This is a genomic window from Sphingobium sp. MI1205, from assembly GCF_001563285.1.
Classification (GTDB): domain Bacteria; phylum Pseudomonadota; class Alphaproteobacteria; order Sphingomonadales; family Sphingomonadaceae; genus Sphingobium.
The window spans coordinates 49,719-62,500 of sequence record NZ_CP005188.1 but is presented as its reverse complement, the minus strand read 5'-3'; the positions used below and the strand labels follow the sequence as shown (position 1 = coordinate 62,500).

Annotated in this window: 12 protein-coding genes (1 of these 12 only partly in view); 5 read left to right on the top strand and 7 right to left on the bottom strand. The window is 62.8% G+C overall.

The genetic code is table 11. The features are described 5' to 3' along the window. A protein-coding gene (locus K663_RS00315; protein WP_062112675.1) for a CBS domain-containing protein crosses the window boundary here: on the bottom strand, nt 1–220 show its 5' portion. 209 nt of this gene lie to the left of the window's left edge; the window shows 220 of its 429 coding nt (coding positions 1–220); the start codon lies at nt 218–220; its stop codon lies beyond the left edge, outside the window. 75 nt (nt 221–295) lie between these two features. Between K663_RS00315 and K663_RS00310 the strand changes: the two genes are divergently transcribed. Beyond that, a complete protein-coding gene (locus K663_RS00310; protein WP_062112670.1) occupies nt 296–595 on the top strand; it encodes a hypothetical protein in 300 nt (99 codons plus the stop codon). Continuing rightward, entirely contained in the window at nt 585–965 is a 381-nt protein-coding gene (locus K663_RS00305) for an acyl-CoA thioesterase (RefSeq protein WP_062112667.1), read from the top strand. The genes K663_RS00310 and K663_RS00305 overlap by 11 nt, the downstream gene beginning before the upstream one ends. A gap of 95 nt (nt 966–1,060) precedes the next feature. Here the strand turns inward: K663_RS00305 and K663_RS00300 are convergent, their stop codons facing one another. The 4 genes from K663_RS00300 to hisS all read right to left on the bottom strand — a co-directional run bounded on the left by K663_RS00300 (nt 1,061) and on the right by hisS (nt 5,371). Continuing rightward, entirely contained in the window at nt 1,061–1,879 is an 819-nt protein-coding gene (locus K663_RS00300) for a DUF4167 domain-containing protein (RefSeq protein ID WP_062112663.1), read from the bottom strand. Between the two features lie 314 nt (nt 1,880–2,193). After that, nucleotides 2,194–3,021, bottom strand: coding sequence for a peptide chain release factor N(5)-glutamine methyltransferase (prmC, locus tag K663_RS00295; protein WP_062112660.1), 828 nt, complete (start codon nt 3,019–3,021; stop codon nt 2,194–2,196). Then, on the bottom strand, nt 3,018–4,109 hold the full coding sequence (prfA, locus tag K663_RS00290) for a peptide chain release factor 1 (protein WP_062112656.1): 1,092 nt from the start codon (nt 4,107–4,109) through the stop codon (nt 3,018–3,020). Before prfA ends, prmC begins: the two co-directional genes overlap by 4 nt. Then, nucleotides 4,109–5,371 (bottom strand): histidine--tRNA ligase, encoded by a 1,263-nt coding sequence (gene hisS / locus K663_RS00285; protein WP_062112652.1) that lies wholly within the window; start codon nt 5,369–5,371, stop codon nt 4,109–4,111. The genes prfA and hisS overlap by 1 nt, the downstream gene beginning before the upstream one ends. Before the next feature lie 154 nt (nt 5,372–5,525). On the opposite strand from hisS, the gene K663_RS00280 reads away from it, so the two are divergent. Continuing rightward, a complete protein-coding gene (locus tag K663_RS00280) occupies nt 5,526–7,439 on the top strand; it encodes a M61 family metallopeptidase (RefSeq protein ID WP_062120049.1) in 1,914 nt (637 codons plus the stop codon). Between the two features lie 44 nt (nt 7,440–7,483). After that, a complete protein-coding gene (ppa, locus tag K663_RS00275) occupies nt 7,484–8,026 on the top strand; it encodes an inorganic diphosphatase (RefSeq protein WP_062112649.1) in 543 nt (180 codons plus the stop codon). Nucleotides 8,027–8,107: 81 nt separating this feature from the next. On the opposite strand, the gene yczR is transcribed toward ppa, so the two are convergent. Together yczR and K663_RS00265 are read right to left on the bottom strand one after the other, a co-directional pair. Next, on the bottom strand, nt 8,108–9,571 hold the full coding sequence (yczR, locus tag K663_RS00270; protein WP_062112646.1) for a MocR-like transcription factor YczR: 1,464 nt from the start codon (nt 9,569–9,571) through the stop codon (nt 8,108–8,110). A 142-nt stretch (nt 9,572–9,713) separates the two neighbouring features. Beyond that, a complete protein-coding gene (locus K663_RS00265; RefSeq protein WP_062112643.1) occupies nt 9,714–10,175 on the bottom strand; it encodes a hypothetical protein in 462 nt (153 codons plus the stop codon). Nucleotides 10,176–10,260: 85 nt separating this feature from the next. Between K663_RS00265 and gyrB the strand changes: the two genes are divergently transcribed. Continuing rightward, nucleotides 10,261–12,768 (top strand): DNA topoisomerase (ATP-hydrolyzing) subunit B, encoded by a 2,508-nt coding sequence (gene gyrB / locus K663_RS00260; protein ID WP_062120045.1) that lies wholly within the window; start codon nt 10,261–10,263, stop codon nt 12,766–12,768. Nucleotides 12,769–12,782 lie beyond the last annotated feature (14 nt).

Genomic DNA, 12,782 nt, shown 5'->3' with positions numbered 1-12,782 from the left:
CATCACCCACGCGCCGTTCGAGCACCGCACCACCATCGCTCGCGATATGGTGGACGAGATCGCGTTCCGAAAATATCCCCAGCACCTGTCCGTTATCGACGACCGGGACGCAGCCGATCCGCCGTTCGGACAATAGCTGAACGACGGAAAGCAGGGTGTCGTCCGGCCCGACCTGAGTGACTTCGCGTCCTTTGCCCTGCAAAATCGCGGTGATCGTCATACCCCGTCTCCTTGCCGTTGTGACATTCTTCTCCAATGTCTTGATGATCCCACTTTCACTCCCCAAAGGAAAGGGATGAGAAACCCGCAAGGCCTGGATGATCCGCAGATTGCCGCAACCGCGTGGAAGCGATTCCGCCGCATCATGCTGTGGATGGCGGCTGGCGGCGCGCTGTGCGTGGGAATAGCCCTGATCTGCCTGTGGATCTGGGCAGGGCCAATGCCAATTCACATGATCCTTGCGACCATCCTGGGGGTCTGGCTGACCTTCATGCTCGGCACCGCTTTGATGGCCTTGGCGTTTCTGTCGAGCGGGACGGGACATGACGATCAGGTGATCGACCCACTGAAGGACGAGGTATCCATTGACGACTGAGGATAAAGGCGAGCTGGTCCTGCGGGTCATTCCGCGCCTGAACGAAATCAACACCAACGGCCATATCTTCGGCGGATGGATCTTGAGCCAGATGGATATCGCCGGGGGCATCGTGGCCGGACGCCTGGCGCAGGGCGCGGTCGCCACGGTGGCGATCGACGGCATGAAGTTCATCTCTCCCATGCTGGTCGGAGATATCGTGACCGTCTATGCGCGGGAGGAGCGGCGGGGCCGGACATCGATCGGCATACGCGTCGATGTGATCGCGACGCGCGGCGCAGATCAGCAGCAGATCGATCTTACCAGCGGCCTCTTCACCTTCGTCGCGCTGGACGAACTGCATCGGCCAAGGATTCTGCCCACGGGCTGACCACGCCATCTCCGAACGAAAAAGGGGACCAGCATCGACGCCGGTCCCCTTTTCATTTTCTGCGTCGCCGCTCGTCTAGCGGCTCAACGATCAGGTCATTCAGCCGCTTCGGCAGCAGGACGCGCCCGGCGGGTGCGCTTGCGGGGCGCTTCCTCGGCCGCAGGCTCGCTGTCATTATCCGCGCGCGCGATCGAGGGCGGCAGGACGGCCAGGTCCAAACCCTCACTGCCCTCCGACTTCGCCGCATCAGCCTTGCGCGGACGGCCACGACGAGGACGGGGCGCTTCGGCTTCGGCCTGCGGTTCAGGCGCGCGTTCCGCCATCGAAGCGGCTGCCTCGGTAGCTTCTACCTGCGGCTGCTCGGTCCCTTCATAAGCGGGCCGATCGCGACGCGGGCGATCGCGGCGGCCACGGCTATCGCGCTGATCCTGTTGGTCGCGCGGTTCGCGCTGTTCACGGGGCTCGCGCTGTTCACGGGGCTCGCGTTGATCGCGCGGCTGCTCCCGGCGACGATCGCCTTCATAACCGCGATCATATTGTTGCTGCGGCTGCACTTCGCCACGATTGTCGTCGCCCGCAAAGTCCGATGTGTCGAAATCATCGCCTTCATAGTCGAGATTGTCTTCCGGCCGGCGGTAACGCTGCTGCTGCTCTTCCTGACGAGCACGGTTGTCGGCAAGGACGCGGAAATAATGATCGGCAAATTGCAGATAATATTCCGCATTGACCCGATCGCCGGCCATTTGCGCGTCACGCGCCATATTCTTGTATTTTTCAAGAAGCTGGGCCGCATTGCCGCGTGCGCGGCTGTCAATCCGGTTGCCGTTGTCGCCACCGCCCCGATTACCACCACTGGGGCGTCCGTTATTGTTCCGGCCGCGATTACGGCGACCGGCCTGTCTGTTGTTGATCAAGACCTGGTCCTTGCGTTCACTTTGCCATCATTCACTGAAATCATCGTTCAGTCGCTATCCTAAAGCACGGTCCGTTTATCAGACCGGGTAGGGCTCCGCCGGACAGGGGCTGCGACAGCCCTTGACCTTACGCTGCCAGAGGCGCCTGCGCAGCAGCGCCGTCGTGACTTGGAAGGAGCTGGAAAACGGCCTTTTCTTGCGCGGCCCCACGGGGCAGTTCCTCAGGATAATGCCGTTCCTGCACTCCATGTAGTGTTTTTAAACCCATAATCCAAGCGAATTTCGCTTGTGGGTCCGCAAATGCCGATCCTTGGTCAGCATGGGCCGGGCAGCCCCGCGACAAGACAGCGGTCATGCCCCGCCAGATCGGAGCGGCAGACAACGCTAAGCCCTTGACTGAAAAGCAGCGCCGACACGCTTTCCCGCTGATCATAGCCAATCTCGATGGCGGCCATGCCGCCCGGAACAAGCAATGCAGGCAGCATGGGGGCAATCTGCCGATAGTCGTCGAGCCCCTCCGCACCCGCAAAAAGAGCGCCGTGCGGCTCGTGCAGCACATCCCCGGAAAGTGCCGCGTCGCGAGCGATATAGGGCGGATTGACCAGGATGAGGTCGAACTGGCCGATCACCCCCTCCCCCCAATCCCCCAGGCGAAAGGCAGCACGCTCGGCAAGTCCAAGCCGCTCCGCATTGCCTTGCGCCACGGCCAACGCGGCGGGAGAAATATCGACGCCCAGCCCCGTAGCCTGAGGCCACTGATCGAGCGCCGCCAGCAGCAACGCACCCGAACCCGTCCCCAGATCCAGAACGCGTGTGGGAGAACCACCGCGAAAATGATCAAGCGCCGCCTCTATCAGTGTTTCGGTGTCAGGGCGGGGGATAAGAACATCGGGCGTGACATTCAGGCGGATCGTCCAGAAATCCCGCACCCCGGTGATATAGGCGACAGGTTCTCCGGCAAGGCGGCGCTCAAGCAGGGCGTCGAAATTCGGCGGCGGCGCCAATTCACGCTGGCGCAGCAAGAGATCGTTGCGGTCGACGCCGAGTGCGTTGGCCAGCAGCAGTTCAGCGTCAAGGCGGGGGGTGTCGCTGGTCGATTGGAGGCGGGCCGCCGCATCGCGGAGCGCCTGCGCGATGCTCACCCGATGCCGTCCAACTGGGCAAGGCGGGCGGCCTCATCCTCTGCGATCAACGCATCTATGATTTCGGCAAGGCCCCCGCCTTCCAGGATTTCCGGAAGCCGGTGCAGGGTCAGGTTGATGCGATGATCGGTCACACGGCCCTGCGGGAAATTATAGGTGCGAATGCGCTCCGACCGGTCGCCCGATCCGACCATCGCCTTGCGTGCGCCCGCCTGCTCGCTCTGGGTGCGCTCGCGCTCGGCTTCATAGATGCGGGCGCGCAGCACCTGCATCGCCTTCGCCTTGTTCTTGTGCTGCGATCGTTCGTCCTGTTGCGTCACCACGATGCCGCTGGGCAAATGAGTGATGCGCACGGCGCTGTCGGTCGTGTTGACATGCTGGCCGCCAGCGCCCGACGCACGATAAATGTCGATCTTGAGGTCGCTGTCCGCAATCTGGACATCGACTTCCTCAGGCTCGGGCAACACGGCGACGGTCGCGGCTGAGGTATGAATGCGCCCGCCGCTTTCCGTGACCGGCACACGCTGAACACGGTGGACACCGCTTTCGAACTTAAGCTTGGCAAAAACGCCAGCGCCGGTGATGCTGGCGACGACTTCCTTGAAGCCGCCCACTTCAGCCGCGTTGGCGGAGATCATTTCCATCTTCCAGCCCTGGGCATCGGCGTAGCGCTGATACATGCGGAACAGGTCGCCCGCGAACAGCGCGGCTTCGTCGCCACCGGTCCCGGCGCGGATTTCCAGCATGGCCGGGCGGGCATCCGCAGAATCGCGGGGCAGCAACTGAAGCGCCAGCGCGCGTTCGGCGGCGGGCAGCTGACCCTTGATCAGCTGCATTTCCGCCTGCGCCATCTCGCGCATGTCGGCGTCGGCGTCGGCATTCTCGCCACCTGCCATATATTCGAGCGCCTGCAACTCCTGCCGCAACCGCCGCACTTCATGCGCAGCCCTGGCCACAGGCTCGATCTCGGCATATTCCTTTGAAAGCCGCACAAACTCTTCGGGTGCCAGATCAGCACGCGTCATCGACGCCTGCACCTCGTCCCGGCGCGCCTCGATCTGCGCAATGCGTTCGGCGGAAATTTGCATCAAAGGGCCGTCAGCTTCTCGACTAGGGCATCGAACCGAACCGGTTGCTGCTCTCCGGACCGCAAGTCCCGCAGCGCCACCTCGCCCCGGCCCAGTTCGTCATCGCCCAGGATGATCGCCCAAGTCGCGCCGGAAACATTGGCTCGCTGCATCCGCTTTTTCATATTGCCGCGATAGCCCATGTCGCAGGGCACCCCCGCACGGCGCAGATCAGCGATGATGCCGATAGCTTTAGCTTCGGCAGCCTCTCCCATCGGAATGACCGCTACAGCAGGCCGCTCGATCTCAAGCGCATCCACCAGCATCGCCAAGCGCTCGATCCCAGCCGCCCAGCCGACCGCGGGCGTCGATGGTCCACCGAGATTCTCGATCAGGCCATCATAACGGCCTCCGCCCAGCACGGTGCCCTGCGCGCCCAGCCGATCGGTGATGAACTCGAACGCGGTGTGCCGATAATAATCAAGCCCGCGCACCAGCCGCGCATTGCGTTCCCACGCCACGCCCGCCGCATCGAGACCCGCTGTGACCTTGTCGAAAAAGCCGCGCGCTTCATCCGTCAGATAGGCGTCGATATCCGGCGCGCTGTCCGCCACCGGCCGGTCGCGCGGGTCTTTGCTGTCCAGGATGCGCAAGGGATTGCGCTGCAACCGATCGACGCTGTCCTCCGACAGCTGGTCGCGATGCGCTTCAAAATGCGCCACCAGCGCGGCGCGCCACGCCTCGCGGCTCTCCGCGTCGCCCAGGGTGTTGAGGGTAAGCGTCACGCCCTCCGATACGCCCAGCTCCCTCAGCAGCTGGTCAGCAAAAACGAGCAATTCGATGTCCGCGCCCGGCTCGCCCGCGCCGATAATCTCGGCATCGAGCTGATGAAACTGGCGGAAGCGGCCCTTTTGCGGGCGTTCGTACCGGAACAGTGGCCCATGCGTCGCGACCTTGAGCGGCGCATATTGCTGCCAGCCTTCGGTGATGTAGGCGCGCGCAATCCCCGCAGTGAACTCAGGCCGCAGCGTGATGCTGTCCCCGCCCCGGTCGTCGAACGTGTACATTTCCTTGGACACGACGTCCGTGCTTTCGCCAAGCGAGCGGGCAAAAACGGCGGTGGCTTCGAAAACCGGCACTTCAACACGATGAAATCCGTACAGCCGCCGCACCCTATCAAAGGTCGCAACGACATGGGCAAAGCGCTCCTGGAACGCTTCGTTCGTGCCACCCAGCATATCCTGCGTACCGCGCACCGGACGCGGGGTTTCCATTTTCGCCATGGGGAAGCGCCTTTAGCGGCAAAGAAGCCCCATGGAAACGCGCTTTTTTGTAATAAGATAAGGCTGCGGCTGATGGGGGTGGACGCCGCTTGTCCGTCTCGCCATTCTAGGCTGCCTAAGGCCTTCCAGCCTCGCCCTTTTTCGGGAGATGCCCATGATCCGCAGCCTTGCAGCCGCTCTTCTGCTTTCCACCGCAATCACTGGTCCGCTGAACGCACAGGATACCGTAAGGTCAAAGCCCGTCGCCCTGCCCGTCAACGACGCCACGTCCGCGCCACGCGACATCCCCTATCCGGGCGGCGTCATCCGGCTGGAGGTGGATGCCAGCGACACGGTGCAGCGCATCTTCCGCGTCCGGGAAACCATTCCCGTCACGGCGAGCGGCCCGATGACGCTGCTGATGCCGCAATGGCTGCCCGGCAACCATGCGCCGCGCGGACAGATTGAAAAGCTGACCGGACTCACCTTCACCGCGGATGGTAAACCTGTTGGGTGGAAGCGCGATCCGCTCAATGTCTACGGCTTTGTCATCGATGTTCCGCCGGGCGCGCGTCAGGTAGTGGCCGAGTTCCAGTTCCTGTCCGCTACCCAGCCCAATCAGGGCCGCGTGGTGGTGACGCCCAAGATGCTGAACATCCAGTGGGAGTCGGTTTCGCTCTATCCGGCTGGCTATTACACGCGGCAGATACCGGTGCAGGCGACCGTCACCTATCCCGAAGGCTGGCAGGCGGCGACAGCGCTGCGGGGGCGCAAGAGCGGATCGACCGTCGCCTATGACACGATCGATTATGAAGCGTTGCAGGATTCGCCAGTCTTTGCCGGGCGCTATTTCAAGCCCGTGGACCTGGGCAACAATGTCACGCTCAACATCATCGCCGATGACGCCGATGAGCTGGAGGCAAAGCCCGACCAGATCGCCAAGCACAAGAAGCTTGTCGATGAGGCAGGTGCACTTTTCGGTGCCTATCATTTCGACCATTATGACTTCCTCTTCGCCATCACCGATGAGATGGGCGGCATCGGTCTGGAACATCACCGGTCGTCCGAAAATCAGGTTGAGCCGGGCTATTTCAGCAAGTGGAGCGATGGAACGGCGCTGCTCGACCGCAACCTGCTGCCCCATGAGTTCGTCCACAGCTGGGACGGCAAGTTCCGCCGCCCGGACCTGCTCTGGACACCAGACTTCAACGTGCCGATGCAGGACAATCTGCTGTGGGTCTATGAAGGGCAAACGCAATTCTGGGGCTATGTGCTGGGTGCGCGGTCGGGCCTGTTCTCCAAGCAGGAGACGCTGGACGCCTATGCCCATATCGCGGCGAAGCTCGACACGACGCGAGGACGCGAATGGCGGCCGATGGAAGATACCACCCACGATCCCATCATCTCCGCCCGCAGGCCGAAGGGCTGGTCAAGCTGGCAGCGTTCGGAGGACTATTATAATGAAGGCCTGATGATCTGGCTGGAGGCGGACGCGATCATCCGGCGGCAGACGAAGGGCGCGAAGGGCCTCGACGATTTCGCCCGGGCGTTTTTCGGCATCAATCCAGGGGATTGGGGTCAGGTCGTCTATAATCGTGGCGATGTCGTCAACACGCTGAACGGCGTCGCACCCTATGACTGGGCCGGTTTCTTCGCCAAATATGTCGACAGCACCACCCGCGAGACGCCAAAGGGCGGTTTCGCGCTGGGCGGATACAGACTGGTCTATGGCGACACGCCCAACGCCTTCACCAAGGCGGCCGAGGGCAAGAATCTGGATCAGAGTTTCGGCGTCGGCCTGATCGTGAAAGGCGATGGCGAGATCAGCAACGTCGTGTGGGACAGCGCAGCGTTCAAGGCCGGGCTGGTTACCGGCGCGAAGATCGTCGCGATCAATGGCGACGAATATTCCGGCGACGTTTTCAAGGCCGCGTTGAAGGCTGCAAAGCCGATGCAGATGATCGTCAAGCAGGATAAATACTATCGCACTTTGACGCTCGCATATTCAGGCGGGCTGCGCTATCCGCGCCTCGAAAAGACAGGAGAGGGTGAAGGCAGCCTGGACCGGCTGCTCAAACCGAAAACATGAATCACCCGTAACGCCAACGCGTATCGAAGAAGGTTTGAAGTCCCATGAATATCGAACTGATCCCGGTCGGCGACGATCCGCCCAACAGCCTGAACGTCATCATCGAGGTGCCGGTCGGCGGCGAGCCCGTGAAATATGAGTTCGACAAGGCATCGGGCGCGCTGTTCGTGGATCGCATCCTGCACACGCCGATGCGCTATCCGGCCAATTACGGCTTCGTGCCCCACACCCTGTCGCCCGATGGCGACCCGCTCGACGCGCTGGTGATCGCCCGGTCGCCCTTCGTGCCCGGTTCGGTGGTGCGCGCGCGCCCAATCGCGGTGCTCAATCTGGAAGATGAAGCGGGCGGCGACGAAAAGCTCGTCTGCGTTCCCGATAACAAGACTTTCCCTTATTATAGCGACGTTGATGAAAAGGACGATCTGCCCGGCATCGTGATGGAGCAGATCGAACATTTCTTCACCCACTATAAGGATCTGGAAAAGCAGAAGTGGGTTCGGGTCGGCACATGGGGCGGCGCGGAAGACGCCCGTCGCATCACGCTCGAAGCGATCGAACGCTATCAGGCTGGGAAGAAGGCCGCCTAACGCCTCACTTGGGCTGCTAAAAAAATGGGCCGCGCGGGAGCTATCCTGCGCGGCCTTTTCAATATGAGGGAAACTGGTCTTTCAGATCAGGCGATCCGCCTCCAGCGCAGCCGCCAGCGAATCGCGCCCACGCGGCGACCGCGCATGCAGCCGCGCATCGGCTTCGGCCAGCCGCTCCACCCCCATCGTCAACTGCTCTTCGGGCAAGGTGAAGGGCAAGCGCAGAAACCGCTCGAACGCACCGCTGACGCCGAACCGTGGCCCCGGCGCAACCCGCACTCCATGGCTTTCCGCGATAGCCGCCAGCGCCGTCGCTTCGGCACGGGGCAGTTCGGCCCACAGGGAAAGCCCGCCAGAGGGCGATTCAACACGCCAGTGCGGCAGATGCTTTTCGATCTCGCCGATCAGATGATCGCGGCGCGCGCGCAACATGTCCGCACGCGGCCCCAGACCTTCATCGCTCTCGATCAACTGGGCGACCGCAAGCTGCTCGACAACGGGGCTCGCCATGTCCATCGTCGTGCGCAGGCGGCCAAGCGCGGCGATCGTCTGCGGATCCGCGCGTATCCAGCCGACACGCAGCCCGCCCCAGAATATCTTGCTGGCCGACCCCATGGTGATGACCTGGCGTCCTGAGGGATCATGAATCGCCACTGGCGGCGGCGCGGGAAAGTCCAGGCCCATCGCCACCATCGTTTCGTCGATGATCAGCGGCGTATGGCTGCGCGTGGCGGCGGCGACCAGGGCGCGCCGGGTCGCCGGGTCCATGGCTCGCCCGGTGGGATTGTGGAAATCGGCGATGACATAGGCAAAGCGCGGGCTGGTCTGGCGGAAGGCTGCCTCCATGGCGTCAATGTCCCATCCTTGCGCGGGCAGGCCCACCGGCACCGGCACGACATGGGCGCGCTGCAGCGCCTGAATGACATTATGATAGGTTGGATGGTCGATCACCGCTCGATCCCCCGGTCCGGTCAGCCATTGCAGCAGCAAGGCAAAGCCCTGCTGCGCGCCATTGGTGACGATGATCTGGTCAGGGCTGGTCGGACAGCCGCGCCGTTCGAACTGCGCGGCGATGGCGCGGCGCAACGGAGGCAGGCCAAGCGGGTCATAGCCCAACTCGCCCAGAAAAGCAGGCAGCGCCTCCACCGCAGCCTGGCAGGCGCGGCCGACCCCCGGCGCAGCGGGCAGCGCGGCATGGGTCCAGTTGAGAATATTGCCATAGGAGACCATGTCGATCTCGGCCGTTTCCGGCTCGATTCGTCCGGGCGGCAGGCGCGTCACGCTGCCAGACCCCTGGCGGCTCTCCAGATAGCCCTCGTCCCGCAACCGGTCGAAGGCAGCGGCGATGGTCGTGCGGCTCAGCCCCAACGCGGCGGCCAGTTCCCGCTCGCCCGGCAGTCTGACATTGAGCCCCACGCGCCCGTCGAGCACGAGCATGCGCAGCGCCTGCGCCAGCTGGCGATAGGCGGGCTCGGCACTCTCCTCCACCCGCCAGGCACCCAGCAGCCGGAGGAGCGAAGGGGGACGAAGGACAGATGTGGACATGACCAATGCTCGCTTCACATACGTTCAAGCAAGGCCACTTACCCTTAAATGGATATTTTGTAAAAGGCCATTCAGGACCAGATGGTGAAACAACTTTTGCCCCCTGATCGGCCAGCAGGAGCCCGCTGGCCGGTCCTTTTCTTCAATTCGCAGTGAACCGGATAGATGCGCTGGATACCCAGCCGCTAAGGCACGGACCGTCATAGGCCCGCCTGCGTTCGACCGGCTCGGACAGCCCGCAATCGCCCGGAGTTGGCGGGAGGATGACGACGCCCAGCCATTTCTGGTCCAGGCTGCGGGTGCAGACATGGACCCGCCCCCCTTCGGCCAGCCGTCCGACCTCCTGCGCTTCGGCAAAGGGCGCCGCGCGGACCGCGAGGCCAGACGCGCCGACGCGCATCGCCTGCCCCATCGCCCCGCAGGCCTCCAGTCGGGGACCATTTTCGCCGATTGTCACGGGACGCGTGATCTTCGCTTCCAACCGCGTTTCGGGCATGGCGTCGCGCGGCGCACCCGCGATCGAACTGTTGGGCAATTGCTCCAACACATCGCTGCTGTCCGAACAGGCCGCAAGGAGCGGAAGCAGAAGAAAAATCGCGCGCATCCCCACCTGATAGACCCGGCGGCAGGGGAGCGAAAGACGCCATGTTTCGCTTTAGTTTCCTGGGCGATTTCCCTATATGCTGGCCATGAGCGAGGAAAGTCAGAACACCCCCAACAGCAACGCCTATGGCGCCGACAGCATCAAGGTCCTCAAAGGCCTGGATGCCGTGCGCAAGCGGCCCGGAATGTATATCGGCGATACCGACGACGGATCGGGCCTGCACCATATGGTGTTCGAGGTCAGCGACAATGCGATCGACGAGGCACTGGCCGGTCATTGCGATCGCATCCTGATCACGTTGAACCCCGACGGGTCCGTCAGCGTAGAGGATAACGGCCGCGGCATCCCTACCGGCATCCACAAGGAAGAAGGCGTATCGGCCGCCGAGGTCATCATGACCCAGCTTCACGCGGGCGGTAAGTTCGAGAATACATCGGACGACAATGCGTATAAGGTTTCAGGCGGCCTGCACGGCGTGGGCGTCAGCGTCGTCAACGCCCTCAGCGAATTTCTCGACCTTCATATCTGGCGAGACGGCAAGGAGCATTACATGCGCTTTGCCTATGGCGATGCCGTCGCCCCGCTGAAGGTCACTGGCGACGCGCCTGAGGGCAAGAAGGGTACGCGCGTTACCTTCCTCCCCTCGACCGAAAAGGTTCCCGGCGACGGCGGCACCTTCAAAAATCATACCGAATTCGATTTCGAGAAGCTGGAACATCGCTACCGCGAACTGGCCTTCCTCAATTCGGGCGTGCGGCTGTTCCTGGTCGATGCGCGGCATGAGGAAAAGAAGGAGATCGAGCTGTTCTACGAGGGCGGCATCGCAGCCTTCGTCAAATATCTCGATCGCAACAAGCAGCCGCTGATGCCCGATCCGATCGCGATTTCGGGCAGCCGCGACGATGTGACCATCGACGTCGCGCTGGAGTGGAACGACTCTTATTATGAGAACGTCCTCTGCTTCACCAACAACATCCCGCAGCGCGATGGCGGCACCCATCTTGCCGCCTTCCGCGCGGCGCTGACCCGGACCCTCAACAATTATGCCGACAAGTCCGGCATGTTGAAGAAGGAAAAGGTCTCGCTGACCGGCGAGGACATGCGCGAAGGCCTGACCGCCATCGTGTCGGTCAAACTGCCCGATCCGAAATTCTCGTCCCAGACCAAGGACAAGCTGGTCAGTTCCGAAGTGCGCCAGCCGCTCGAAAGCCTGATGGCCGACAAGATGGCCGAATGGCTGGAGGAAAATCCCGCGCACGGCAAGATGATCGTCCAGAAGGTGATCGACGCCGCCGCCGCCCGCGAAGCCGCCAAGAAGGCACGCGAACTGACCCGGCGCAAGGGCGTGCTGGATATCGCCTCCCTGCCCGGCAAGCTGGCCGACTGCCAGGAGCGCGATCCTGCCAAGTCCGAACTGTTCCTGGTCGAAGGCGATTCGGCGGGCGGTTCGGCCAAGCAGGGACGCAACCGGCATAATCAGGCGATTTTGCCGCTAAAGGGCAAGATTTTGAACGTCGAGCGGGCGCGCTTCGACAAGATGCTGTCGTCCAAGGAAGTCGGCACGCTCATCCAGGCGATGGGCACGGGCATCCGCGACGATTTCAACCTGGAAAAGCTGCGCTACCACAAGATCGTCATCATGACCGACGCCGACGTCGATGGCGCGCATATCCGCACGCTGCTGCTGACCTTCTTCTACCGCCAGATGCCGCAGATCATCGAAGCGGGGCATCTCTATATCGCCCAGCCGCCGCTCTACAAGGCGACGCGCGGACGGTCCGAGGTGTACCTCAAGAACGAAGCGGCGCTGGAGCAATATCTGGTGGACAACGGCGTCGATACGATGGCGCTGGAAACCACGGAAGGCAAGCGATCGGGCGATGACCTGCGGTCATTGATCGAGCATGGGCGGCGGATGCGCGCGGTGATGCGCTATGTGCCGCGCCGCTATAATCCCGCCATCATCGAGGCGCTGGCGATCAATGGCGCGCTCGACCCGGAACTCAGCCAGGACGCACAGGCCGGAAATCTGGCCAGCACGGTCAAGTGGATGGACTCGCAGGATAGCGAGGGTAGGTGGACCGGGCGCATCGCCGAAGAAGGTGGCTTCCATTTCGAACGCCTGTGGCGCGGCGTCACCGATCACCACATGATCGAGGCCGGCTTCATCGGTTCGGCCGAAGCGCGCAAACTGCATAGCATCGCCGCCGAGGAAGCCGACAGCTATCGCACCACCAGCCGCCTGGTGACCGCCAAGGCGGCTGCCGCTGCCGAGGAATCGGGCGACGATGATCTGCCCGCTGCCTCCAAGGGATCGATCGCCATCACCCGGCCGAGCGAGCTGCTGGAAGCCATCCTGACCGCAGGGCGCAAGGGCCTGGCGATCCAGCGCTATAAGGGTCTGGGCGAAATGAACGCGGAACAGCTGTGGGAAACCACGCTGGACCCGGACAATCGCTCCATGCTGCGGGTCGAGGTCGAACAGGCGGACGTCGCCGATGAAATCTTCACCCGCCTGATGGGCGATGTGGTCGAACCGCGGCGCGAATTCATTCAGGACAATGCGCTCAACGTCGCCAATCTGGACGTCTAGGTCGCTTGAGCCGT